Source organism: Simplicispira suum (assembly GCF_003008595.1).
Taxonomy (GTDB): Bacteria; Pseudomonadota; Gammaproteobacteria; order Burkholderiales; family Burkholderiaceae_C; genus Simplicispira; species Simplicispira suum.
In genome coordinates this window covers 1,519,054-1,542,369 of sequence record NZ_CP027669.1, presented here as the reverse complement: position 1 = coordinate 1,542,369, position 23,316 = coordinate 1,519,054, and the positions used below count along the sequence as shown (strand labels likewise).

The 23,316-nt window shown below is 63.1% G+C and carries 18 protein-coding genes; 11 read left to right on the top strand and 7 right to left on the bottom strand.

The features are described from left to right. Nucleotides 1-320: 320 nt before the first annotated feature. From C6571_RS07265 to C6571_RS07255, 3 genes are all read right to left on the bottom strand, one after another. Complete coding sequence (locus C6571_RS07265; protein WP_106445180.1) at nt 321-1,364, bottom strand: IS110 family RNA-guided transposase; 1,044 nt, start codon at nt 1,362-1,364, stop codon at nt 321-323. A 619-nt stretch (nt 1,365-1,983) separates the two neighbouring features. Next, a complete protein-coding gene (locus C6571_RS07260) occupies nt 1,984-3,027 on the bottom strand; it encodes an IS110 family RNA-guided transposase (protein WP_106445180.1) in 1,044 nt (347 codons plus the stop codon). A 619-nt stretch (nt 3,028-3,646) separates the two neighbouring features. Beyond that, the gene (locus tag C6571_RS07255) at nt 3,647-4,690 is read right to left on the bottom strand and encodes an IS110 family RNA-guided transposase (RefSeq protein ID WP_106445180.1); all 1,044 of its coding nucleotides are present in this window, start codon (nt 4,688-4,690) and stop codon (nt 3,647-3,649) included. Nucleotides 4,691-5,096: 406 nt separating this feature from the next. Here C6571_RS07255 and C6571_RS07250 point away from each other — a divergent pair, with 406 nt between their 5' ends. Next, on the top strand, nt 5,097-9,299 hold the full coding sequence (locus C6571_RS07250) for a HigA family addiction module antitoxin (protein WP_211300710.1): 4,203 nt from the start codon (nt 5,097-5,099) through the stop codon (nt 9,297-9,299). A 301-nt stretch (nt 9,300-9,600) separates the two neighbouring features. Here C6571_RS07250 and C6571_RS07245 read toward each other — a convergent pair whose 3' ends face one another. Continuing rightward, nucleotides 9,601-10,512: a LysR family transcriptional regulator gene (locus tag C6571_RS07245; protein WP_106446094.1), complete on the bottom strand. Its 912-nt coding sequence runs from the start codon at nt 10,510-10,512 to the stop codon at nt 9,601-9,603. 83 nt (nt 10,513-10,595) lie between these two features. On the opposite strand from C6571_RS07245, the gene C6571_RS07240 reads away from it, so the two are divergent. After that, a complete protein-coding gene (locus C6571_RS07240) occupies nt 10,596-11,735 on the top strand; it encodes a YeiH family protein (protein WP_106446093.1) in 1,140 nt (379 codons plus the stop codon). 431 nt (nt 11,736-12,166) lie between these two features. Here C6571_RS07240 and C6571_RS07235 read toward each other — a convergent pair whose 3' ends face one another. The 3 genes from C6571_RS07235 to C6571_RS07225 form a co-directional block, all read right to left on the bottom strand. Further along, the gene (locus C6571_RS07235; RefSeq protein ID WP_106446092.1) at nt 12,167-13,285 is read right to left on the bottom strand and encodes an IS110 family RNA-guided transposase; all 1,119 of its coding nucleotides are present in this window, start codon (nt 13,283-13,285) and stop codon (nt 12,167-12,169) included. A 115-nt stretch (nt 13,286-13,400) separates the two neighbouring features. After that, a complete protein-coding gene (locus C6571_RS07230; protein ID WP_106446091.1) occupies nt 13,401-13,655 on the bottom strand; it encodes a YkgJ family cysteine cluster protein in 255 nt (84 codons plus the stop codon). 77 nt (nt 13,656-13,732) lie between these two features. Continuing rightward, nucleotides 13,733-14,320, bottom strand: coding sequence for an NADPH-dependent FMN reductase (locus tag C6571_RS07225; RefSeq protein ID WP_106448098.1), 588 nt, complete (start codon nt 14,318-14,320; stop codon nt 13,733-13,735). 185 nt (nt 14,321-14,505) lie between these two features. On the opposite strand from C6571_RS07225, the gene mnmG reads away from it, so the two are divergent. From mnmG to lpoB, 9 genes are all read left to right on the top strand, one after another. Continuing rightward, a complete protein-coding gene (gene mnmG / locus C6571_RS07220) occupies nt 14,506-16,482 on the top strand; it encodes a tRNA uridine-5-carboxymethylaminomethyl(34) synthesis enzyme MnmG (RefSeq protein WP_106446090.1) in 1,977 nt (658 codons plus the stop codon). Further along, a complete protein-coding gene (gene rsmG / locus C6571_RS07215) occupies nt 16,479-17,171 on the top strand; it encodes a 16S rRNA (guanine(527)-N(7))-methyltransferase RsmG (RefSeq protein ID WP_106446089.1) in 693 nt (230 codons plus the stop codon). The genes mnmG and rsmG overlap by 4 nt, the downstream gene beginning before the upstream one ends. A gap of 120 nt (nt 17,172-17,291) precedes the next feature. After that, complete coding sequence (locus tag C6571_RS07210; protein WP_106446088.1) at nt 17,292-18,110, top strand: ParA family protein; 819 nt, start codon at nt 17,292-17,294, stop codon at nt 18,108-18,110. A 34-nt stretch (nt 18,111-18,144) separates the two neighbouring features. Continuing rightward, entirely contained in the window at nt 18,145-18,684 is a 540-nt protein-coding gene (locus tag C6571_RS07205; RefSeq protein WP_106446087.1) for an RBBP9/YdeN family alpha/beta hydrolase, read from the top strand. Between the two features lie 6 nt (nt 18,685-18,690). Continuing rightward, nucleotides 18,691-19,605, top strand: coding sequence for a ParB/RepB/Spo0J family partition protein (locus C6571_RS07200; RefSeq protein WP_106446086.1), 915 nt, complete (start codon nt 18,691-18,693; stop codon nt 19,603-19,605). 28 nt (nt 19,606-19,633) lie between these two features. Next, on the top strand, nt 19,634-20,437 hold the full coding sequence (locus C6571_RS07195) for a class I SAM-dependent methyltransferase (protein ID WP_245901448.1): 804 nt from the start codon (nt 19,634-19,636) through the stop codon (nt 20,435-20,437). 167 nt (nt 20,438-20,604) lie between these two features. Then, entirely contained in the window at nt 20,605-22,113 is a 1,509-nt protein-coding gene (locus C6571_RS07190) for a COG3014 family protein (RefSeq protein WP_106446085.1), read from the top strand. Between the two features lie 47 nt (nt 22,114-22,160). Continuing rightward, a complete protein-coding gene (locus C6571_RS07185) occupies nt 22,161-22,553 on the top strand; it encodes a YcfL family putative periplasmic lipoprotein (RefSeq protein ID WP_106446084.1) in 393 nt (130 codons plus the stop codon). A gap of 28 nt (nt 22,554-22,581) precedes the next feature. After that, nucleotides 22,582-23,190 carry a penicillin-binding protein activator LpoB gene (lpoB, locus tag C6571_RS07180; RefSeq protein ID WP_106446083.1) on the top strand — a complete coding sequence of 203 codons (609 nt, stop codon included), beginning with the start codon at nt 22,582-22,584 and terminating at the stop codon, nt 23,188-23,190. Nucleotides 23,191-23,316 lie beyond the last annotated feature (126 nt).

The window sequence follows — 23,316 nt, the reverse complement described above, 5'->3', positions numbered from 1 at the left end:
CGCGCAGCGAAACTCGTGCTCAGACCCCATACATGGACGCCCCCGGTTTGCCAAGCCGCGCCTGAGCATGATGTTGTTTTCAAAGGTATCAGGACTGCTGCCATACATCCGGACTTTGTTGGGTCACTTTCAACCCTGTCCCTGATGGAATTCGCTCACCAGCTCCCTATCAATTTCGCGTGCTCGTTGCCGGCACGTCGGGGTCATCGGGTTTTGCTGATGCCGGTCCAACCTGTGCTTGCCATCATCTCGCCTTGAGCGTTGCCTGTGCAATCAATGGGTGCGCTGCCCGTTTCAATCGTGTTTGTCCTCGTTCGCTTTCATACTGCGGCCAACATTCTGGCCTCGGGCCGGTATTCGCTGGCTTTGACCAGCATGGCCCAAAGGATGCGTGCATTGCGATTGGCCAGTGCAACTGCAGCCACATTGGCGTTGCGCCGGCTCAGCAGCCGATCGAGCCACGCATCGGTGCTTTTGCCTGCGGCGCGCCGCCGCTCATTGGCCTGAATCAGCGAGCGCGCTCCATGGATGAGCAAGGTGCGCACATAACCATCGCCGCGTTTGCTGATGCCCAGCAGTTTGTCCTTGCCCCCACTGGAGTGCTGGCGCGGCACCAACCCCAGCCAGGCGGCCAGTTGCTTGCCATTGGCAAACAGCGTGGCATCGCCCACGGTGGCCACGATGGCGCTGCTGGTGATGGGGCCGATGCCCGGCACTTGCTGCAGCCGTCGCTCGGCGCTGTCTGCCTGCACCGATGAGGCGATGAGCTGCTCCAGTTGAGCGACCTGCGCATCGAGCTGCTTGAGCTGCTGGTGCAGATGTCCGATCAGGGTGCGCATGGGCGAAGGCAGCGCCATGCGCTCATCAGCGGCAACGGCGCCAGCTTGGACGAGCACCACGCGCAGGCCCTGGGCCATCACGATGCCGAACTCACTGAGCAAGCCGCGAATCTGGTTGGCCAGCGCCGTGCGCATCTTCACAAAGCCCTGGCGTGCGCGGTGCACGGCCAGCACCGCTTGCTGTTCGCAGCTCTTGACAGCCACAAAGCGCATGCTGGGGCGGCTGACAGCTTCGCAGATGGCTTGCGCGTCTGCGCGGTCGTTCTTGTTGGATTTGACGTAGGGCTTGACGAACTGCGGTGACATCAGGCGCACATCGTGCCCCTGGCTTTGCAGCTTGCGCGCCCAGAAATGCGCGCCTGAGCAGGCCTCCATGCCAATCAGGCACGGCGGCAAACCGACAAAAAACTCGGCCATCTGCGCGCGGCGCAGGGGCTTGCTGAAGACGATCCGACCGGTGTGATCGACACCGTGCACGTGAAAGATGTTCTTGGCCAGATCGATGCCAACGGTGGTAACTTGCATGGTGGACGCTCCTGTCTGTTGAACAAGTGGTTGATCGAGCCTCCACTTTGGCACTTCAAGGCCGATCAGGTGGGGGCGTCCATTCCATTAATAACCGCAACCTGCGGTGCGCGGCGCAAAGCGGGGTCCGCGCAAACTCGCTTCGCTCAAACAGCGCGCGGCCCTGATCCGCTTTGCGCCTGTGCTCCTCGGCACGGCCAGAGGGGAGTTGGGGGCCAACATCCTTTCGGGCCATCGCTGCGCTCGGCCCCGGCAACCTGCACGAGCGCGGCGCAGGTATTGGGGTCGGATCACGATTTCGCGCAGCGAAACTCGTGCTCAGACCCCATACATGGACGCCCCCGGTTTGCCAAGCCGCGCCTGAGCATGATGTTGTTTTCAAAGGTATCAGGACTGCTGCCATACATCCGGACTTTGTTGGGTCACTTTCAACCCTGTCCCTGATGGAATTCGCTCACCAGCTCCCTATCAATTTCGCGTGCTCGTTGCCGGCACGTCGGGGTCATCGGGTTTTGCTGATGCCGGTCCAACCTGTGCTTGCCATCATCTCGCCTTGAGCGTTGCCTGTGCAATCAATGGGTGCGCTGCCCGTTTCAATCGTGTTTGTCCTCGTTCGCTTTCATACTGCGGCCAACATTCTGGCCTCGGGCCGGTATTCGCTGGCTTTGACCAGCATGGCCCAAAGGATGCGTGCATTGCGATTGGCCAGTGCAACTGCAGCCACATTGGCGTTGCGCCGGCTCAGCAGCCGATCGAGCCACGCATCGGTGCTTTTGCCTGCGGCGCGCCGCCGCTCATTGGCCTGAATCAGCGAGCGCGCTCCATGGATGAGCAAGGTGCGCACATAACCATCGCCGCGTTTGCTGATGCCCAGCAGTTTGTCCTTGCCCCCACTGGAGTGCTGGCGCGGCACCAACCCCAGCCAGGCGGCCAGTTGCTTGCCATTGGCAAACAGCGTGGCATCGCCCACGGTGGCCACGATGGCGCTGCTGGTGATGGGGCCGATGCCCGGCACTTGCTGCAGCCGTCGCTCGGCGCTGTCTGCCTGCACCGATGAGGCGATGAGCTGCTCCAGTTGAGCGACCTGCGCATCGAGCTGCTTGAGCTGCTGGTGCAGATGTCCGATCAGGGTGCGCATGGGCGAAGGCAGCGCCATGCGCTCATCAGCGGCAACGGCGCCAGCTTGGACGAGCACCACGCGCAGGCCCTGGGCCATCACGATGCCGAACTCACTGAGCAAGCCGCGAATCTGGTTGGCCAGCGCCGTGCGCATCTTCACAAAGCCCTGGCGTGCGCGGTGCACGGCCAGCACCGCTTGCTGTTCGCAGCTCTTGACAGCCACAAAGCGCATGCTGGGGCGGCTGACAGCTTCGCAGATGGCTTGCGCGTCTGCGCGGTCGTTCTTGTTGGATTTGACGTAGGGCTTGACGAACTGCGGTGACATCAGGCGCACATCGTGCCCCTGGCTTTGCAGCTTGCGCGCCCAGAAATGCGCGCCTGAGCAGGCCTCCATGCCAATCAGGCACGGCGGCAAACCGACAAAAAACTCGGCCATCTGCGCGCGGCGCAGGGGCTTGCTGAAGACGATCCGACCGGTGTGATCGACACCGTGCACGTGAAAGATGTTCTTGGCCAGATCGATGCCAACGGTGGTAACTTGCATGGTGGACGCTCCTGTCTGTTGAACAAGTGGTTGATCGAGCCTCCACTTTGGCACTTCAAGGCCGATCAGGTGGGGGCGTCCATTCCATTAATAACCGCAACCTGCGGTGCGCGGCGCAAAGCGGGGTCCGCGCAAACTCGCTTCGCTCAAACAGCGCGCGGCCCTGATCCGCTTTGCGCCTGTGCTCCTCGGCACGGCCAGAGGGGAGTTGGGGGCCAACATCCTTTCGGGCCATCGCTGCGCTCGGCCCCGGCAACCTGCACGAGCGCGGCGCAGGTATTGGGGTCGGATCACGATTTCGCGCAGCGAAACTCGTGCTCAGACCCCATACATGGACGCCCCCGGTTTGCCAAGCCGCGCCTGAGCATGATGTTGTTTTCAAAGGTATCAGGACTGCTGCCATACATCCGGACTTTGTTGGGTCACTTTCAACCCTGTCCCTGATGGAATTCGCTCACCAGCTCCCTATCAATTTCGCGTGCTCGTTGCCGGCACGTCGGGGTCATCGGGTTTTGCTGATGCCGGTCCAACCTGTGCTTGCCATCATCTCGCCTTGAGCGTTGCCTGTGCAATCAATGGGTGCGCTGCCCGTTTCAATCGTGTTTGTCCTCGTTCGCTTTCATACTGCGGCCAACATTCTGGCCTCGGGCCGGTATTCGCTGGCTTTGACCAGCATGGCCCAAAGGATGCGTGCATTGCGATTGGCCAGTGCAACTGCAGCCACATTGGCGTTGCGCCGGCTCAGCAGCCGATCGAGCCACGCATCGGTGCTTTTGCCTGCGGCGCGCCGCCGCTCATTGGCCTGAATCAGCGAGCGCGCTCCATGGATGAGCAAGGTGCGCACATAACCATCGCCGCGTTTGCTGATGCCCAGCAGTTTGTCCTTGCCCCCACTGGAGTGCTGGCGCGGCACCAACCCCAGCCAGGCGGCCAGTTGCTTGCCATTGGCAAACAGCGTGGCATCGCCCACGGTGGCCACGATGGCGCTGCTGGTGATGGGGCCGATGCCCGGCACTTGCTGCAGCCGTCGCTCGGCGCTGTCTGCCTGCACCGATGAGGCGATGAGCTGCTCCAGTTGAGCGACCTGCGCATCGAGCTGCTTGAGCTGCTGGTGCAGATGTCCGATCAGGGTGCGCATGGGCGAAGGCAGCGCCATGCGCTCATCAGCGGCAACGGCGCCAGCTTGGACGAGCACCACGCGCAGGCCCTGGGCCATCACGATGCCGAACTCACTGAGCAAGCCGCGAATCTGGTTGGCCAGCGCCGTGCGCATCTTCACAAAGCCCTGGCGTGCGCGGTGCACGGCCAGCACCGCTTGCTGTTCGCAGCTCTTGACAGCCACAAAGCGCATGCTGGGGCGGCTGACAGCTTCGCAGATGGCTTGCGCGTCTGCGCGGTCGTTCTTGTTGGATTTGACGTAGGGCTTGACGAACTGCGGTGACATCAGGCGCACATCGTGCCCCTGGCTTTGCAGCTTGCGCGCCCAGAAATGCGCGCCTGAGCAGGCCTCCATGCCAATCAGGCACGGCGGCAAACCGACAAAAAACTCGGCCATCTGCGCGCGGCGCAGGGGCTTGCTGAAGACGATCCGACCGGTGTGATCGACACCGTGCACGTGAAAGATGTTCTTGGCCAGATCGATGCCAACGGTGGTAACTTGCATGGTGGACGCTCCTGTCTGTTGAACAAGTGGTTGATCGAGCCTCCACTTTGGCACTTCAAGGCCGATCAGGTGGGGGCGTCCATTCCATTAATCCCGGAACGGTGGGCGCAGCGCGGGTTCGTGGCCTTTCCTATCTGAGGCAGCGCATTCAAATCCGAGAAGATGAACGGCTGTTGTCGGCCAACTGCCGACGCTCGGTTTCCCGCTTGAGCAGACACCCAGAAGACCGGTCCACCGCGAAACCTGCCGCACGGGCTACGAGTCCTCGCGGCCTAAGCGGACACTCACAAGCTCCGGCGGCAGGCCCGGCCGCCTGCCGATTAGCGCAACCACCGATGGTTCCTGCTTGCGACTGACTATTCAGCCAAGTTGTTCGCCCGACGCTGGTCGACCAACGCCAAATTCGATGAATACTGTATTGTGTCGCGCTACACCATGCAGTATGGTCGCTGCCATCGATTCACAGCCAACAGTTAGCGATTGGAAGCATATGGACACCAGCGAAGTCCGTCATCCTGGCGAACGCATCAAGGCAGAGGTTTTCCCGGCGAATATGTCCGTGACTAAAGCCGCCGAGCTTATTGGCGTCGGACGTCCGGCACTTTCCAACCTGCTTAACGGGAAAGCGTCCCTCACTGCAGATATGGCGACTCGCATCGAGAAGGCATTCGGATTCCCCAGGAAAGATCTGCTCGAAATGCAGGCTCAGTACGACGCCTTCAAGGCTAAACAGAAGAGTATCCCGACGAACGCGAAAGCGTATGTCCCCCCGTTCCTGGCAATCAAAGCCAACGACATAGAGAGTTGGGCTTCGCACAACATCGTCGCTCGCAGCAGGTTCGCGGTATTCCTGAGGACCTTGGTCCATTCGACAGGGAGCGGACTCACGGAAGTCGACTTCCCGGGTAACGACGACTCCCAGCGTGCCGGCTGGGACGGTCGAATCGTGGCGAACGAGGGAACTGCTTGGGTGCCGGCTGGCCACTCGGGTTGGGAGTTTGGCACCAACGAGGATCCTAAGACGAAAGCGGACAAAGATTACAAGAAAAGCGTAGCTGCAACTGATGCAAATGACAGGGCATCGATGGAATTCGTTTTCGTCACTCCTCGCAGATGGGCTGGCAAAAACGCTTGGGTTACTGAAAAGAAGAAAGAAGGTTCCTGGAAAGACGTCCGGGCCTATGACTCCAGCGACCTTGAGCAGTGGGTGGAGCAATCTCTGCCCGGCCAAGTATGGTTTGCCAACGAGACAGGATCCCCGACGCAGAGCGTCCGCTCGCTCGACAAGTGCTGGACAGACTGGGCGAACGTGGCAACTCCACCGCTGCCCGGCTCGCTGTTCAGTTCGGCCATCGAGGACGCGAAGCGCAAGCTCGCTTCCCGCCTCGCGAAGGGGCCCAAAGGTCCAATCGTGGTCGCAGCGGACTCCACCAACGAAGCGCTGGCCTTTGTTGCCCAGTGCTTTGGCCCCGAAGGAAGTGCCGAACTGGAACCTTATCGGTACCAGATCCTGGTTTTCGATAAAGCTGGTGTCCTACCGAAACTTGCAGGCGGAACGAGGCCGTTCATTCCAGTAGTGCACTCGCGCGAAGTCGAACTTGAACTCGCGCCGTACGCTGAACAATTGCACTCCATCGTGGTGTATCCAAGGAACTCCGTCAACGCAGAGCCGGATATCGTTCTCGAACCCGTCAGTTTCGAAACATTCGATTCCGCGCTTAAAGGCATTGGCAAGAACCGGGATGAGATCAAGAGCCTAGCAAACGAGTCGGGACGCTCACTTACCGTCCTGCGCCGCCGGCTCGCGACCGTCGAGGCCGTACGAATGCCACTTTGGGCGACACAGCAACAGGCCCCGGAGAACCTAATCGCCTTCATGCTGGTAGGCGCGTGGCACGCGCTCAACGAAACCGACATGGCAGGACTGTCCCTGCTGGCAGGCGACCGCGCGTACGAAGCACTGGAAAAGGACTTCCAACGCCTGATCCAACTGAACGACTCACCGCTTTGGTCCATCGGGACATATCGCGGGGTCGTCTCGAAGATCGACCTACTCTACGCCATTGCTCGCTACGTGACCCGCGATGACCTGAAGCGGTATTTCGACGTCGCTCGGATGGTGCTGGGCGAGGATGATCCCTCTCTTGATCTCGCCGAAGACCAGCGATGGGCCGCGTCCATTCACGGCAAGACTCGGGAATTTTCTCCAGCGTTCCGTCAGGGCATTTCGGAAACGCTCGTACTCCTAGCCGTTCACGGGGTGGGCCTTTTCAAGGCACGCTTGGGGATAGATACGGAGGTCGAGGCCGCCCTGGTAGTGCGCGACCTACTTAGCGATCCCCTCACCACGCGCACCCTCGAAGCCAACGACCGCGACCTGCCCCTCTACGCTGAAGCAGCGCCGACCGAATTTCTCTCGATCATCGAGCGCGACCTGAAAACGAGCAGTCCCGCAGTTTTCGGCCTCCTTCGTCCCGCTGGGTCCGGCATATTCGGCAGTCCCAGCCGCACTGGACTGCTCTGGGCGTTGGAAGGGCTCGCATGGAATCCGGAGACGCTTCCTCGTACGGTGATGATTCTCGCACGTCTCGCGCAGATAGAGATCAACGACAACTGGGTCAACAAACCGGCGCATTCGCTGGCAGCGATATTCCGATCATGGATGCCCCAGACTGCAGCCAATAATGACGAGCGCTTGGCGCTGGTAAAAGTCCTGTTCAACAGGTTCCCGGATGTCGCCTGGACGCTTTGCGTCGCGCAATTCGGCAACCACCACCAAGTCGGGGACTACAGCCACAAGCCGACTTGGCGCCCGGACGGATACGGCCACGGTGAGCCGTTTCCGACGTGGGGGCCGATATTAGAGTTCGCGGGCAAAATGATAGAGCTAGCCTTATCGCAGCCACGCTACTCGGTGTCGATGCTGTCCGACCTAATCGACCGCCTCCACGACCTGGCGGATGCTGATCAGGATCGCGCATGGGCGCTGGTCGAGGCATGGGCGAAGACCGCAAGCGACAGCGACAAGATTGCGTTGCGCGAAAAAATTCGAGTCTCGACGTTGTCCCGTCGCGCAACTCTGCGCGCGAGGAAAAGCAGCAAGCAATCCCGTGTAGCGGCTGCTGCAAAGCACATCCATGCCGCGCTTGAACCGAGCAATCTCCTCGACAAGCACGCGTGGCTTTTCAAGGGCACTTGGATCGAAGAGTCTGCCGGCGAGCTCGAAGACCTAGAAAATATTGACTATGAAGAGCGCGAGGCGCGGATCCGGAAGCAGCGGGCCGATGCGCTGAAAGAAATCCACGGGCAGTATGGCGTCGCCGGCTTGCTCGATACGGCAATCCGTAGCGGAGCATCGGGAATCATCGGCGCCCTTGTGGCCGAGCGAGTGCTGGACGAGGAAGAGCTGCTCGCCCTGGTGACCCAAGCCTTCCAGAAAAGGAGCGAGAGTGAGTCTGCGACCCGAGCATCGGAATGGCTGATCCAAGGCGCTTTAGGCGTGATGCCCAACGACAAAAAACGCGAAGCATTCTTAAGCTCTGCCATTACAGCGATGGGTCCCGACAACGCGGCCCGCTTCCTGGCGCTCGCGCCCTTCGGCGAAGGCACTTGGTCGCTGGTCTCCTCATATGGAGAGGAGGTTGAAACGCGGTACTGGAAGGAGGTCGTTCCCGGCTGGATGCGGGACTCCCCTGCGGAGATCGCCAAGGCGGTCGACATGCTCATGAAGGCCAGGCGACCACGCGCAGCGTTTGCACTCGCGAAGTATCACCCCGAAAAGCTGCCGGTCCACACGCTCTTCCAACTTCTCACGGTCATGGCACAGGACGGCGACGACAAGGCGGGCGAATACCTGCTTGAGCACTACCACGTCGAAAGGGCCTTCGAATGCATCAACAAGACTTCCGAACTGTCACTCGAACAGAAGGCCGGCCTTGAATTCGCGTATCTAGAAGTGCTTGACCGCGGATGGGACCGGCGTGCCAAGTCCGCAATTCCGAACCTCGAGCGCTACATCGAGGATCACCCTGAAGTACTGGTCCAAGCCATCGTATGGACGTACAAACGCAGTGACCGAGCGGAGGACCCTCCTGAATTCAGAGTTGAAGCAGAAAAAGCCAGACCAATGGCTGAACGGGGATACAAGCTCATACAAGCAATGAAAAGAATCCCTGGAAGCGACGAACAAGGGAGCATTGATGCTGAGCGCCTGGCAAAGTGGACCGAAACCGTGCGCAAGTCCTGCGCGGAGCTGTCGCGCATCGGAATCGCTGATGTCGTAATTGGAGAACTGCTTGCCTCGGCGCAGATCGGCAAGGACGGCGCCTGGCCTTGTGAGGCGGTGAGAACCGTGATGGAAGATCTCCAGTCCGAGGATATGATGCGCGGAGCGCATACTGGCGTGTACAACTCACGAGGGGTTCATACTCGAGGTCCCGGCGGGGATCAGGAACGCCAACTGGCCGAGAAATACAGAAAGTGGGCCCAGCAGCTCCGGATGTCATCGCCGTACGTGGCTTCCGAACTGCTTATGAAGCTGACAGATACCTACGAGCGGGAAGCTGCTCGGGAGGATACTGAAGCGAGAATCAACCAGAGATTACGCTAGCTGACTGCAGGGTGCGGGTTGAGCGCCACGAAGAAGGGATCGCCTAACCGAGACCCGCAAGAGTTCATGATCAAAACCCGCACGATGTACTCGATGAGATCAATGCAGACCGCGGTAGCTCAACGCGACCGTAATCCACACCCTTCCATTACACGGGTTAGAGCGACAGCTGTGGAGAGGCTCTGTCCGCGACCCTTGTGCTCGGACGGCTGCTCCACTTAAACACCTGCCCATGGAGCACGAGAGACTGATTCGGCGGCTTTGGGTCGGACGCCGGCATCCGCTCGCGGAGAGCTAGGCGTCACCCCTCCAACCCAAGCTGCCCCAGCAACCGCTCCAGCGCCGCCGTCCTTTGCTTCCCCCGCCGCAGCACACAAAAGCACTGGCGTTGAATGGCCGGCAGCGGGGTGATTAACTCCACCAGCCGCCCCTCGCGCAGAAAGTCCTGCACCACCCAGCGCGACAGGCAGGCAATGCCCAGGCCGGCAGTGGCGGCCCGCTGGATGGCTTCCGAGCTGCCCAGTTCGATCACGCGGCGGTAGCTGTGCAGTTGGGGCAGGATGGCGGCGTCGCCGGTTTCTCGCGTGCCTGATCCGGCCTCGCGCAGCAGCCAGACGGCGTTCTGCAGCTGCTCCAGGCTGGTGGGTTCGCGCGGGTCCAGCCCTTGCGCGCCGCCGGGCGCCGCGACCAGCACCAGTTCGTCGTGCAGCCAGGGGCGTGTCAGCAGTTGCGGGTGGTGGCAGTGGCCTTCGACCAGGCCGATGTCGAGTGCAAAGTCGGCCACCTGCGCGCAGATGTCTTCGGTGTTGCCAATGGCCACGCTGGACTGCCAGTGCGGTGCGGTGGCCGGGCTGCTGCCAAAGAACCGGGCCAGCAGGGCAGGTAGCACATGGTTGCCCAGGGTGGTGCTGGCGCCAATGCGCAGCGACTGGAGCTGCTGGTCGGCATCGCGCGCCATGCGCTCGATGTCGGACGCGTCTTCAAGCATGCGCAGCGCGCGCGGCAGCAGGGCGCGGCCGTTGTCGTTGAGCAGCAGGCGCCGGCCGGCGCGGTCGAAGAGCTGCAGCGAGAGCATACGTTCGAGCTCGTTCACCGCTGCACTGATGGCAGATTGCGAGAGCGCGATGGCGTCGCTGGCGGCGCTGGTGCTGCCGCTTTGGGCGACGGCGACAAAGATTTGCAGCTGGCGCAGGCTCAGGCGCAGAAGGTCCATAGGGGCGTATTACCTGGTTATCAGGTCAATCATACGCAAACAAGCTGTTGGACGGGTCAGCGCTTGAAGATCAGACTGCATCCATGGCCCATCTCACTGAATCCCGCTTACTTTCCGGCGCTCACTGGAGTGCTTCGGCCCGCTCGGCGCAGGGCACCGATTTGCGAGGCCATGCCCTGCGCCTGCTGCCAGGGCTGTGCCTGAGCGCGGTCTTGGCGGCTGCCGCGATGGCGCTTGGCCGCATCGACTGGCTGGCGGCCCATGGATTGAGCGCGCTGACGCTGGCGATCGTGTTGGGCATGCTGGTGGGCAATACGGTTTACCCGCGCTTTGCCGCGGCCAGCGGGCCGGGGGTGCAGGCGTCCAAACAGCAACTGCTGCGCCTGGGTATCGTGCTCTATGGACTGCGGCTAACGACGCAGGACATCGGCCAGATGGGGTGGGCGGGCGTGGTGGTGGATGCACTGGTGCTGTGCTCCACCTTTGGCCTGGCGTGCTGGATCGGCGTGCGCTGGCTGGGGTTGGAGCGGGAGAGCGCGATGCTGATTGGCGCCGGCAGTTCGATCTGCGGCGCCGCCGCCGTGCTGGCGACCGAGCCGGTGGTGAAGGCGCGGGCCGAGCAGGTGACCGTGGCCGTGGCAACAGTCGTGGTGTTTGGCACGCTGTCGATCTTTCTCTACCCGGCGCTGTTTCAGCTGAACCAGGCATGGGGCGTGATTCCCGGTGGTGCCAAGGGGTTTGGCCAGTACGCAGGCTCCACCATTCACGAGGTGGCGCAGGTGGTGGCTGCGGCGCAGTCCATCGGGCCTGAGGCGGCCGACACCGCGGTGATTGCCAAGATGGTGCGGGTGATGATGCTGGCGCCGTTCCTGTTGCTGCTCTCGGGCTGGATGGCGCGCGCTGCCGGTGGCCGTGCTGCAAAGGGGGCAGGCGGCGCGGTGGCTGGCAAAGGCAAGATCACGGTGCCCTGGTTTGCCTTCGGTTTTCTGGCGGTGGTGCTGCTCAACTCGCAGCAATGGCTGCCTGCGCCTTTCGTCCACCTTGTCACCGAAATCGACACCGGTTTGCTGGCCATGGCCATGGCCGCGCTGGGCCTGTCCACGCACTTTGGCGCCATTCGCAAGGCCGGTGCCAAGCCGCTGCTGCTGGCGCTGATTCTGTTTGGCTGGCTGCTGGCGGGCGGCGCCTTGATCAACCACTGGGTGCCGGTGGTGTTGGGCTAGGAGCCTGTCGGAGTTGGGGCGTCGAAAGCGAAAATGGGCCCCAGCGAGGCCAGTTTTTGCTGGATTTGCAGGCCCATAGTAGGGCTATGGGCCAAAAAGACGGTGGAAAATGGACCGCTGCGGCCCATTTGCAGCCGACGATTCCCAGGTCCGACAGGCTCCTCATATGGTCGCCATTGTCAATACTGGCAGTGTCTGGTTCTGGGTGTGATCTCAGGATCGATCAGGTGATACGACACGAGCGTTTGCAGCGACGATGAATCAGACTCATATCCGCGGATTGGTTACCAGCACTTCATCGATTCGTCGCGGGCCTGCCTCGCTCTAGGGTCGGGGATCTGCCTTGCGGTGCCCTTATAGGAGTTCCGAGGGTTGCCCTATCGTTGCTCGTATCGCATCGCCAGATCGATCCTGTTGCGTGTTATGTCCTTTCAGTTTGCCTGACCATGCTCGCGCTGCGCCTGCATGCCGATGGCCCAGATGAAGCCTGCCAGCTCCCTTGCAACTGCTATGCAGGCTTTGTTGACCTGCAAGCCACGCGCATTCAACGCAGCAAAGCGCTGTGTCAGCCGCAACTGCGCCGTCCAGGCCATTCTTCGTATCGGCTCGGACAGCGCTTGTTGTCGAATCTGCGCTTGTTTGCCGATGCGCGCCTTGAAACGGTAGTTCCAGGCAGCTTCGGTAAGCAGCCGGCGTGCATGCGCGTTGCCCGTCTTGGTGATGCTGCCGCGGCTTGTGCGCTCGCCACTGGAATGTTCTGACGGAGTCAGTCCAAGATAGCCCATGAGCTTGCGTGGATGGGCAAAGCGCCCCAGGTCTCCAATCTCTGCCACCAGGCCAATCGCCGTGATCGCGGCGACACCGCGCAGTGCCTGCAGCGCACCAACCACCGGCTCAAAGCGCCAGCCAGTGATTGAGCTCTCCAACGCCTTGGTCAAGCGCTCAACGCGATCATCTGCAGCGGTGACGGCTTGCCAGTATTCAGTGAACGCTGTCTGCGCGGCACCAACGCCAAAGTTCAGCGTCCCTAGCCAGCGGTAGTAGGCGCCGCACCACGAGGTCTTGCCGGTGTAGCGCACGTCGTGACGCAGGAGAAAGCCCTTGAGTTGGTGGCGGGCCTGGACGCGGCTGTTGACCGCGTCTTCGCGTGCCCGTGAGAGGTCACGGATCGCTTCGTCTTCTGGTTCGGGAATCCATACGGCGCTCAGCTGGCCAGCTCGAGAGCACTCGGCCAATTGAACGCTGTCACGCCCGTCGGTCTTGACTCGATCGCCTGGACGTCGCGGGATCTGCGAGGGGGCGATGATCTCGCACAGGTAGCCCCTGCTGTGCAAGGCACGCTGAAGGCCAAAGCCGGTAGGCCCGGCCTCGTACACGATGTGCAATTGATCGGCGTTGCCGACCTTGGCCAGCACTTTGAGCAGCTTGTTCACATCGTGCGTGACCTTGCCTATTAGTCGCCCAGGCATTCGGCCGGACTCGGCCGCTGCGATGCTGATGCTGTCCTTGTGGACGTCCAAGCCCACATGAATCTTGCTACGCTCTTTCATGGTCGGTCTCCTTGTGTTGCTGACGACGCAAGTCACAGCATGTAGCGCTACGTCCTTGGACGCAATCTACGATGGTGGAGACCGGCCGCCTACCTTCTGGCGGCGACCATGATGTCTAGGGACAGGTCAGCACTTCCAGCCGCATGAGAAACGCCATCGCATGCGTGCGGTCGCTGCCGCACATTGGGGGCTCGGCTTGCAGGCTGGCGCAGACGGCAGGGCGCTCAGGATGGCCAAAAATCAGGCAGCGCTGGTCGCTGCCCAGTTGCACGCAGGGCAGGCCAGCCGGCTTGCCCTGCGGCATGCCGGGGATGGCACTGGAGATCGATGGGGCGGTGCAACAGGCGCCGCAGCCGGGGCGGCAATCCATGGGTTTATCCGCCTATGATTTTGATAGCTGCTGGCGATTGTGCAACAAGCGCCAGAGGCTCATTTTGCTTAAATTTCTCAGCGTGGTTCGGTGTGCAGCCGCTGCGTTGCCCACAGCACCTGATCGACCACGCCTTGCACGCCCGCCCGCTGCTCTGCTTGTGTCAGCGCGCCGTCCGCGTCGAAGGCGCTGGCCGCTCCGGCCAGCGCGTAGGCGCGCGGCGCCAGCCAGCATTCGAGCAGGAGCAGCAACGGCGCCAAATGGCTTTGCGAGCGCAGGCCGCCCAGGCGCCCATTGGACGCGCTGAGCAGGCCCACCACCTTGCCGCGAAAGGGCTTCACGCCGTCCTGCCATTCGGAGTCTGCCGCCACGGGGCTCGACGCCCAGTCGATGGTGTTCTTGAGCAGCGCGGTGTAGCTGCCGTTGTATTCGGGCGAGCAGATGATCCAGCCTGGGTGCTCCCACATCAGCCGCTTGAGGCGCAGCACGTCGGGCGGTGTGCCGCGCGCTTCGAGGTCGGCGTTGTACATGGGGATGTCGAGGTCGGCCAGTTCCAGTAGCGTGACCTCGGCACCGGCAGCGCGGGCCATGCCCGCAGCTTGCTGTGCCAGGCGCCGGTTGTACGATTGTTGGCGGGTACTGCCCGCGAAGACGAGAATTTTCATGCGCGCCATTGAAGCACAGGCCTGCAACACGAATCCTGTGAACTCGGCATGGCCCTGGAATGCGGCGGTGTTTCACGTGGAACAAGAAGCGGCCAGAGACACTGCACCCAGTGCCTTTGCGCCAAAGGTGGGAAAATCGCCCCCTTTGTCTTGCTTGGACTGCGGCCCTGCGGCTGTGGCGTTTTATGTTGTATCCCCAAGAATTTGATGTGATCGTGGTCGGCGGCGGCCACGCCGGCACCGAGGCCGCGCTGGCTGCGGCGCGCATGGGCGCGCGCACGCTGCTGCTCACGCACAACATCGAGACGCTGGGGCAGATGAGTTGCAACCCATCGATCGGCGGCATCGGCAAAGGCCACCTGGTGAAAGAGGTGGATGCGCTGGGCGGCGCCATGGCGCTGGCAACGGACGAGGCCGGCATCCAGTTTCGCATTCTCAATTCCAGCAAGGGCCCTGCGGTGCGCGCCACCCGTGCACAAGCGGACCGCGTGCTCTACAAGGCAGCCATTCGCCGCATGGTCGAGAACCAGCCCAAGCTCTGGCTGTTCCAGCAGGCGGTAGACGATTTGATGGTGGAGGGCGACCGCGTGGTGGGGGCGGTCACGCAGATTGGCCTGCGCTTTCGCAGCCGCACGGTGGTGCTGACGGCGGGGACGTTTCTTGACGGAAAGATCCATGTCGGGCTTTCCAACTACGCCGCTGGCCGCGCGGGCGATCCGCCGGCGGTGAGCCTCTCGGGGCGGCTCAAGGAACTCCAACTGCCGCAGGCGCGGCTCAAGACCGGTACGCCGCCGCGCATCGATGGGCGCAGCATCGATTTCTCGAAATGCCAGCAGCAACCCGGCGACGGCATGCCGGGCGGCGTGAACGAAGGCCGCGTGCCGGTGTTCAGCTTCATGGCGCACGCCCATGGCGGCGCGGCCATGCATCCGCGCCAGGTGCCGTGCTGGATCACCAATACCAACCTGCGCACGCACGAAATCATTCGCAGCGGCTTTGACCGCAGCCCCATGTTCACCGGCAAGATCGAAGGCGTGGGGCCGCGCTATTGCCCCAGCGTGGAAGACAAGATCAATCGTTTCGCTGACAAGGACAGCCACCAGATTTTTCTGGAACCCGAGGGGCTGACGACGAACGAGTTCTACCCCAATGGCATCAGCACCAGCCTGCCGTTTGACATCCAGCTGGCCTTGGTGCGCAGCATGCAAGGGCTGGAAAACGCGCACATCCTGCGCCCTGGCTACGCCATTGAATACGACTACTTTGATCCGCGCTCGCTCAAGAGCAGCTTTGAAACGCAGCAAATCGCCGGTCTGTATTTTGCTGGCCAGATCAACGGCACCACGGGCTACGAAGAGGCTGCGGCCCAGGGCCTGTTTGCCGGGGCCAACGCCGCGCTGGCCTGCCGGGGCGAGTCGCCGTGGCTGCCGGCACGCGACCAGGCCTACCTGGGTGTGCTGGTGGACGACCTGATCACCCAGGGGGTCACCGAGCCCTACCGCATGTTCACCAGCCGGGCCGAGTTCCGCCTGCAACTGCGCGAAGACAACGCCGACATGCGCTTGACCGAAGTCGGGCGCCAGATGGGACTGGTGGACGATGCACGCTGGGAATCCTTCAGCCGCAAACGCGAGGCCGTACTGCGCGAGACGCAGCGCCTCAAGGACACCTGGGTCAACCCGCGCAACCTGGTGGCGAGCGAATCCGAGCGCGTGCTCGGCAAAAGCATTGAACACGAGCACAACCTGTTCGAGTTGCTGCGCCGGCCCAACGTGGCTTATGCAAGCTTGGTGGGTATGGATGGCGGGCGCTTTGCCACGGCCGAGGTTTCACGTGAAACACTGGGCGACTTGAGCGAGGCGGTGGTGGAGCAGGTAGAAATTGCTGCCAAGTACGCCGGCTACATTGAGCGCCAACAGGGTGAGGTGGAGCGCGCCGCGCACTTTGAGCACCTGCGTTTGCCCGAATCCATCGACTATCTGCAAGTGACGGCGCTGAGCATTGAAGCGCGCCAGAACCTGGCGCGCCACCGGCCCGAAACACTGGGTCAGGCGTCGCGCATTGCCGGCATTACTCCGGCCAGCATTTCGCTGCTGCTGGTGCACTTGAAGAAGGGCGGGTTCAAGACCACGGCGCCCGGCAAGGCCGGGGCCCAGGCGTGAGCCAGTCTCTGCAAGCTGCCCTGGCTGCGGGCGTTCGTTCCTTGGGTTTGAATCTGAGCGACGGGCAGATCGGCCAGTTGCTGGATTTTCTGGCGTTGCTGCAAAAGTGGAACCGGGTCTACAACCTCACTGCGGTACGGGAACCCGGCGACATGCTGACCCACCACTTGCTCGACAGCCTGGCGGCGGTGCCGGCGTTGCAGCGCCAGTTGGCCGCGCAGGCCGGTGCCGGGCAGGCCGCGTCGACTTTGCTGGATGTGGGTTCGGGCGGCGGCTTGCCGGGCGTGGTGTTTGCCATCTGCTTGCCGGAACTTGCCGTGCAGTGCGTCGACACGGTGGCCAAGAAGGCGGCCTTCGTGCAGCAGGTGGCGGTCAGCTTGCGCTTGCCCAACTTGCGCGGGGTGCATGCACGCGTTGAATCGCTTGCCGGGTCGTTTGATATCGTCAGCAGCCGGGCTTTTGCCTCGCTCACAGACTTTACGGCATGGTCGCAGGCGGCGCTGGCTCCTGGTGGAATCTGGCTGGCCATGAAGGGCAAGCACCCGGCCGAGGAATTGGCCGCGCTGCCAGGCGGCGTGGAGGTGTTTCACGTGGAACCACTGCGCGTGCCGGGTCTCGATGCCGAGCGCTGCATCGTCTGGATGCGCCATGGCGCCAACCCTGCCGGAGCGCCCGATGCGCTCACGTAAACTCAGGCCCTTAGCTACTTGCGGGGACGCCATGTTCGGCATTGCAAAATTCGGCCCGGTTGCCACTCTGTCAGCCCATCCGCATGCGGCCCGTGCCATCCGCACCGGGCTGGATCTCTGATGGCGCGCATTTTTTGCATCGCCAACCAGAAGGGCGGGGTCGGCAAGACCACCACCTCGGTGAACCTCGCCGCCGGCCTGGCGCGCATTGGTCAGCGTGTGCTGCTGGTCGATCTGGACCCGCAGGGCAATGCCACCATGGGCTCGGGCGTGGACAAACGCAAGCTGGAACTCACCGTGTACGACGTGCTGCTCGAGTCGGCCTCGGTGCGCGAGGCGGCGGTGTCGGCAGAAAAGTGCGGCTACCAATTGCTGGGAGCCAACCGCGAGCTGGCCGGCGCCGAAGTGGAGCTGGTCGACATCGAGCGGCGGGAAAAGCGCCTCAAGTCGGCACTGGCCGAGGTGCAGGCCGACTACGACTTTGTGCTCATCGATTGCCCGCCATCGCTCTCCATGCTCACGCTCAACGGCCTGTGCAGCGCCCACGGCGTCATCGTTCCCATGCAGTGCGAATACTTTGCGCTCGAAGGCCTGACCGATCTGGTCAACACCATCAAGCAGGTGCACGCCAACCTCAACCCGGACCTGCAGATCATCGGCCTCTTGCGCGTGATGTTCGATCCGCGCATTACGCTGCAAAGCCAGGTCAGCGAGCAATTGCGCGGCCACTTTGGCGACAAGGTGTTCGACACCGTGATCCCGCGCAACGTCCGCCTGGCCGAAGCACCCAGCTACGGCCTGCCCGGCGTGGTATTTGATCCGAACGCCAAGGGCAGCATCGCCTTTGTCGACTTCGCCCGCGAGATGGTCGAGCGCGTGCAGCGCATGGCGCCGGTCGAACAGTCAAAAATACAAGTCAAATCGGCCTCTAGCGCTTGATACATAAGCGCAAGCAGCTATTGAAAGAAGAGCAATGTCGCCCGGCAACGTTCTGATCCTGCCGGGCTGGCAAAGCTCCGATGCAGGGCATTGGCAGACCCTGTGGGAAGCGAAGCACGGCTACCGGCGTGTGGAGCAGCACGACTGGATGCAGCCGCTGCGCGGCGACTGGTGCGCCCGGCTCGATGAGGTGGTGGTGGATACCCACGGGCCGGTCGTGCTGGTGGCGCACAGCCTGGGGTGCATCCTGGCGGCCTGGTGGGCGGCGCATTCGCAGCACACGGGCAAGGTGCGTGGCGCGCTGCTGGTGGCGCCGGGCGACGTGGAGCGGGCCGAGCTGGCTTTGCTGCTGCCAGGCTGGGCGCCCATTGCCAGCCAGGTGCTGCCGTTTCCGGCCGTGCTGGTGGCCAGCCGCAACGACCCGTATTGCCGCTTTGGCCGCGCCGCGCAGTTGGCGCAGGCCTGGGGTGCGCGCATGGTCGACTGTGGCGAGTGCGGCCACATCAATGCCGAATCGGGCCTGGGGGAGTGGCCTGAAGGCCAGGCCCTGCTGCACACACTTATGAAGGACTGAGAGACCATGGTGACCAAGAAACCCAAAGGCCTGGGCCGCGGCCTGGAAGCGCTGCTCGGACCGAAAGTGGCAGAACGCGTCAACACCGAGCCGACCGACGGCGCGCCCAGCAGCCTGCCGCTGTCGGCCCTGGTGCCCGGCGTGTACCAGCCGCGCACGCGCATGGACGAAGGCGCGCTGTACGAACTGGCCGAGTCCATCAAGGCGCAGGGCATCATGCAGCCGGTGCTGGTGCGGCGCCTGGTCAGTGGCGAGAATGCCGGCCAGTACGAAATCATTGCTGGCGAGCGGCGCTTTCGCGCGGCCCGCCTGGCGGGGCTCGACAGCATTCCCGTGCTGGTGCGCGACGTGCCCGACGAGGCCGCCGCTGCCATGGCGCTGATTGAAAACATCCAGCGCGAAGACTTGAATCCGCTGGAAGAAGCGCAGGGCCTCTCGCGCCTGGTGCGCGAGTTTGGCCTGACGCACGAGCAGGCAGCGCAGGCGGTGGGGCGTTCGCGCAGCGCCGCCAGCAACCTGTTGCGCCTGTTGAATCTGGCCGAACCGGTGCAGACCATGCTGATGGCCGGCGACATCGACATGGGCCACGCCCGTGCGCTGCTCTCGCTGGACCGCGCCGCGCAGATCACGGCCGGCAACCAGATTGCGGGAAAGAAGCTCTCGGTGCGCGAGGCCGAATCGCTGGTGCGGCGTATAGGCGCCGACTTCAACCTGGTGCCGCAAAAGCCCAAAAAGGAAAAATCGCGCGACTTGAAGCGTGTCGAAGAAGAGCTCTCTGACCTCTTGATGGCCGAAGTCGAGGTGCGCGTGAAAAAGCGCGTCAAGCGCGGCGGCCGCATGGAAGAAATGGGCGAACTGGCGATCTCTTTCGGCTCGCTCGACGCGCTGAACGGCCTGATAGACCGCTTGCGCGGGCGCTGAGCCAACGCTCCTGCGCAGTGCCGCCGCCATGAAATCACTGCCCTGGCCGCTGCCGGCCTTGCTGGCCTGGGGCGCGGCGTGGCTGCTTTATCTGGTGTTGGGGCGCTATCTTCCTGCGCTCTGGGCGCTGCTGCTGGCCTGCGCCTTGCCCGTTGCGGCCAGCCCCTGGGCGGTGGGCTGGTGGCGCCGCGCGCTGCTCGCCGCAGGCTTTCCGCTGGCGCTGCTGCTCTCGGACGCCGCCCCTGTGGCCGGTTGGGTCTGGCTGGCGCCGCTGGCGCTTTTGCTGCTGGTGTACCCGCTGGGCGCCTGGCGCGACGCGCCCCTGTTCCCTACGCCGCGTGGCGCCTTGTCCGCGCTGGGCGCCGCCGCGCCCTTGCCCGTGGGAGCGCGCTTGCTGGACGCCGGCTGCGGCCTGGGCGATGGGCTGATCGCCCTGCGCCAGGCCTATCCCGAAGCGCACTTCGAGGGCATCGAGCGCAGCCGATTGCTGCAGTGGCTGTGTGCCTGGCGCTGCCCCTGGGCGTACGTGCGCCGGGGCGATATCTGGGAGGCCGACTGGGCCAGTTATGCCCTGGTCTACCTGTTCCAGCGCCCGGAGAGCATGGCGCGGGCCCTCGCCAAGGCACAGACCGAGATGGAAGACGGAACCTGGCTCGTCAGCCTGGAGTTTGCCGTGCCCGAAGCCGTGGCGGTCGCCACACTCAAGCTCGCAGGCGATCGCACGGTGTGGCTTTATCGCATCGAACGGCGTGACATACGACACGCTAACTCCCGCCAATTGGCCGCGGAACCGACAGCAGGGCACCGCGCACGCGGATACTTCGGACGGTGAGCCTGGCATTTGCTACATTTCTCGCGGCTGGTGGCGCCGAGACTTGGGCGGGACCAGCAGAAATGTGGAGAGCGTGCAGTCAGCGCGCCGCACCAAGGAGGAGGAAGGCCATGCCCGCTGTGCAGCCGTGGAGAACCTCTGGACTGACAACGAAACTTGAGGAACCCATGGTTTTTTCACAACCCTCGCGCATGCGCATCCTCGCCCCATTGGCGCTCGCACTGGCCCTGGCCGGTTGCGCCAACATGCAAAGCCACGACAAGCTGGCGACCGAAATGCAGACCGCCGGCAACAACGGCGGCATTCCAGCGGCCCTCGCGCGTCTGGAAGCTTCTGCCACCACCGACGCCGAACGCACCGAGCTGCTCTACAACCTGGAGCGTGGCGAGCTGCTGCGCATGAACAACCGCTACGAAGACAGCACCAACGCCTTCCTGTTGGCCGACATTCGGGTCAAGGCCTGGGAAGAGTCGGCCAAGACCGATCCGCAAAAACTGATGGGCACGGTCGGTGCGGCGCTGATCAGCGAGCGTCTCAAGGTCTACGAAGGCCAGGACTACGAAAAGGTCTGGCTCACCACCACGCTGGCGCTCAATCGCGTGGCCGTGGGCGATCTGGAGAATGCGCGCGTCGACATCAAGCGCACGCACGAGCGCGAAGCGGTGATTGCCGAGTTCCGTGCCAAGGAAACCCTCGCTGCCGAAGAAGAAGCCAAGGCCAAGGGCGCCAGCTCGGCCGGCAAGGAACTCAATGGCTACCCGGTGGAAACACTCAACGATCCCGAGGTGCTGGCACTCAAGAACGGTTATTCCAACGCGCTCTCGCACTACCTCGCTGGTTATTTGTACGAAGTGCTGGGTGAGTCTGGCCTGGCTGCGCCCGGCTACCGCAAGGCCATTGAGCTCAAGCCCGAAACGGGTGTGCTCGAAGAAGGCCTGCGCGGCCTGGACAGCCGCACCAGCTTCACCTGGAAGCGCCGCCAGCGCATGACGGACGTCTTGTTCCTGGTGGAAGCGGGCGACGCTCCGGCGCGCAAGCCCAAGGCCTTCACGCTGCCGGTACCGACCGGGCGTGGCATGGTCACGGTGAGCATTTCCTACCCCGTCATCGAGCCCTCGACCGACGCAGCGCTGGGGCAGATATCTGCCGCCGGTTACGACTTCAAGCTGGAAAAAATCGTTGACGTCAACGTGATGGCGCGCCGCGCCCTCAAGGACGAGATGCCCGGCATGGTGCTGCGCGGTTTCACCCGCGCCGTCGCCAAAGGCGTGCTGCAGGACCAGCTGCAAAAGAACGGTGGCTTGATCGGGGGCATTTTGGGCGCCGTGGCCTCGGTGGCCACCGAACAGGCGGACGACCGCATGTGGCGCATGCTGCCGGGCCGGGTGTATGTGGCGCGCGGCTACCTGCCGCCGGGCACGCACCAGCTGAGCGTGAACGGCCGCCCCCTGCCCGAACCGGTGCAGATCGACGGCCAGTACGCACTGGTGCCCATGCGCCTGTACAACAACACCGTGCTGATGGGCAAGGTGGCCACCATCGGCAGCCTGGCCGCCGTGTCGGCTGCTGCGCCCACGCCGGCCGCCGCAGCCCCTGCTGCGCAAGCGCCCACCAAACCACAGAAAACGCAGAAACGCCGCAGCAGCAAACCCGCAGCCGCCAGCGCTGCGCAGTAAAGCCCATGCGACTTTTCACGACACAACCCCTCCAAGGAGCCCGCGCCATGCTCGCACGCACCCTTCTCGCCGCCAGCGCGGCATTCCTGGCGCTCTCGGGCGCCGTCCAGGCCCAGATGCACGACCCGGCCACACCAATCGCCGTGGCTGGCAAGGTGGCCCTGCGCGGTGAAGCCAACAACATTGCCGTGCGCGAGATCCGCATCGTGCGCAAGAACGACATCCTGGTCGTGCAGGCCGACATGGCCAACATGGGCCGCAGCGACCGCACCGTGTTCTACCGCTTTCGCTGGCTCGACAACGTCGGCAACCAGGTGGGCGATGGCGAATCGTGGAAGCAGATGGCGGTATTGGGCCTGGGCCAGCAGACCGTGAAAAGCGTGGCCCCGACCAGCGCCGCGCAGGATTTTCGTATCGAGATGAACGTAGAAACGCGCTAAAACATTGCGCCATGCAGGAGAACACACCATGAACAAAAGTTTCCGCCGACACCTTGCCCTGAGCCTGGCCGCCGCCACGCTGCTGCTGGCCGGTTGCCAGAACCTCTCGTCCCCTGTGATTCGCTTTGACCGCCAGGTCAACTACGGCGACGCCAAGGGCGTGGAGCTGGTCACCAACGAGTTCGGCTCGACCGACTTGCAGATGATTGCCGAGAAAATGACCGGCAGCCTGCTGGAAACCGGCATCTTCCAGGGCCGCCCGACGGTCACGATTTCGACGGTGAAGAACAAGACCAGCGAGTACATCGACACCACCAACGTCATGAACTCGATCCAGACCGCGCTGGTCAAATCGGGCAAGGTGCGCTTTGTGCGCTCCATCAAGGAAATGCAGGCCGGCGTGGACGAACTGCAGCGCCAGAACCAGAGCGGCCTGTACAAGCAGAACAGCACCGCCAAGATCGGCAACATGACCGCTGCGCGCTACAGCATGGAAGGCGAGCTGACCAGCATCGTCAAGCAAAGCGCCTCCACCAAGGACGTGTTCTACAAGTTCACGCTCAAGCTGTTTGATGTGGAAGAGGGCACGATCGAATGGCAGGACGAGAAGGAAATTCGCAAAACGAGTACGAGGTGACATCCCCCTTAGGCGCTGCGCGCCTTCCCCCTTCTCTCGGCTTCGCCGGGAAGGGGGACGACGCCAGCCCGGCGGGGCGGCCCTTGCGCGGCGTCCCTCGAAGGGCCGCGCCAGTTATATGCGTTG

Coding starts and splice junctions, on each gene's coding strand:
- C6571_RS07265 (WP_106445180.1), bottom strand. CDS start 1,364: ATGCAAGTTACCACCGTTGGCATCGATCTGGCCAAGAACATCTTTCAC.
- C6571_RS07260 (WP_106445180.1), bottom strand. CDS start 3,027: ATGCAAGTTACCACCGTTGGCATCGATCTGGCCAAGAACATCTTTCAC.
- C6571_RS07255 (WP_106445180.1), bottom strand. CDS start 4,690: ATGCAAGTTACCACCGTTGGCATCGATCTGGCCAAGAACATCTTTCAC.
- C6571_RS07235 (WP_106446092.1), bottom strand. CDS start 13,285: ATGAAAGAGCGTAGCAAGATTCATGTGGGCTTGGACGTCCACAAGGAC.
- C6571_RS07225 (WP_106448098.1), bottom strand. CDS start 14,320: ATGAAAATTCTCGTCTTCGCGGGCAGTACCCGCCAACAATCGTACAAC.
- C6571_RS07205 (WP_106446087.1), top strand. CDS start 18,145: ATGTCGCCCGGCAACGTTCTGATCCTGCCGGGCTGGCAAAGCTCCGAT.
- C6571_RS07245 (WP_106446094.1), bottom strand. CDS start 10,512: ATGGACCTTCTGCGCCTGAGCCTGCGCCAGCTGCAAATCTTTGTCGCC.
- C6571_RS07190 (WP_106446085.1), top strand. CDS start 20,605: ATGGTTTTTTCACAACCCTCGCGCATGCGCATCCTCGCCCCATTGGCG.
- lpoB (WP_106446083.1), top strand. CDS start 22,582: ATGAACAAAAGTTTCCGCCGACACCTTGCCCTGAGCCTGGCCGCCGCC.
- C6571_RS07195 (WP_245901448.1), top strand. CDS start 19,634: ATGAAATCACTGCCCTGGCCGCTGCCGGCCTTGCTGGCCTGGGGCGCG.
- C6571_RS07230 (WP_106446091.1), bottom strand. CDS start 13,655: ATGGATTGCCGCCCCGGCTGCGGCGCCTGTTGCACCGCCCCATCGATC.
- C6571_RS07210 (WP_106446088.1), top strand. CDS start 17,292: ATGGCGCGCATTTTTTGCATCGCCAACCAGAAGGGCGGGGTCGGCAAG.
- mnmG (WP_106446090.1), top strand. CDS start 14,506: ATGTTGTATCCCCAAGAATTTGATGTGATCGTGGTCGGCGGCGGCCAC.
- C6571_RS07200 (WP_106446086.1), top strand. CDS start 18,691: ATGGTGACCAAGAAACCCAAAGGCCTGGGCCGCGGCCTGGAAGCGCTG.
- C6571_RS07240 (WP_106446093.1), top strand. CDS start 10,596: ATGGCCCATCTCACTGAATCCCGCTTACTTTCCGGCGCTCACTGGAGT.
- C6571_RS07250 (WP_211300710.1), top strand. CDS start 5,097: ATGAATACTGTATTGTGTCGCGCTACACCATGCAGTATGGTCGCTGCC.
- C6571_RS07185 (WP_106446084.1), top strand. CDS start 22,161: ATGCTCGCACGCACCCTTCTCGCCGCCAGCGCGGCATTCCTGGCGCTC.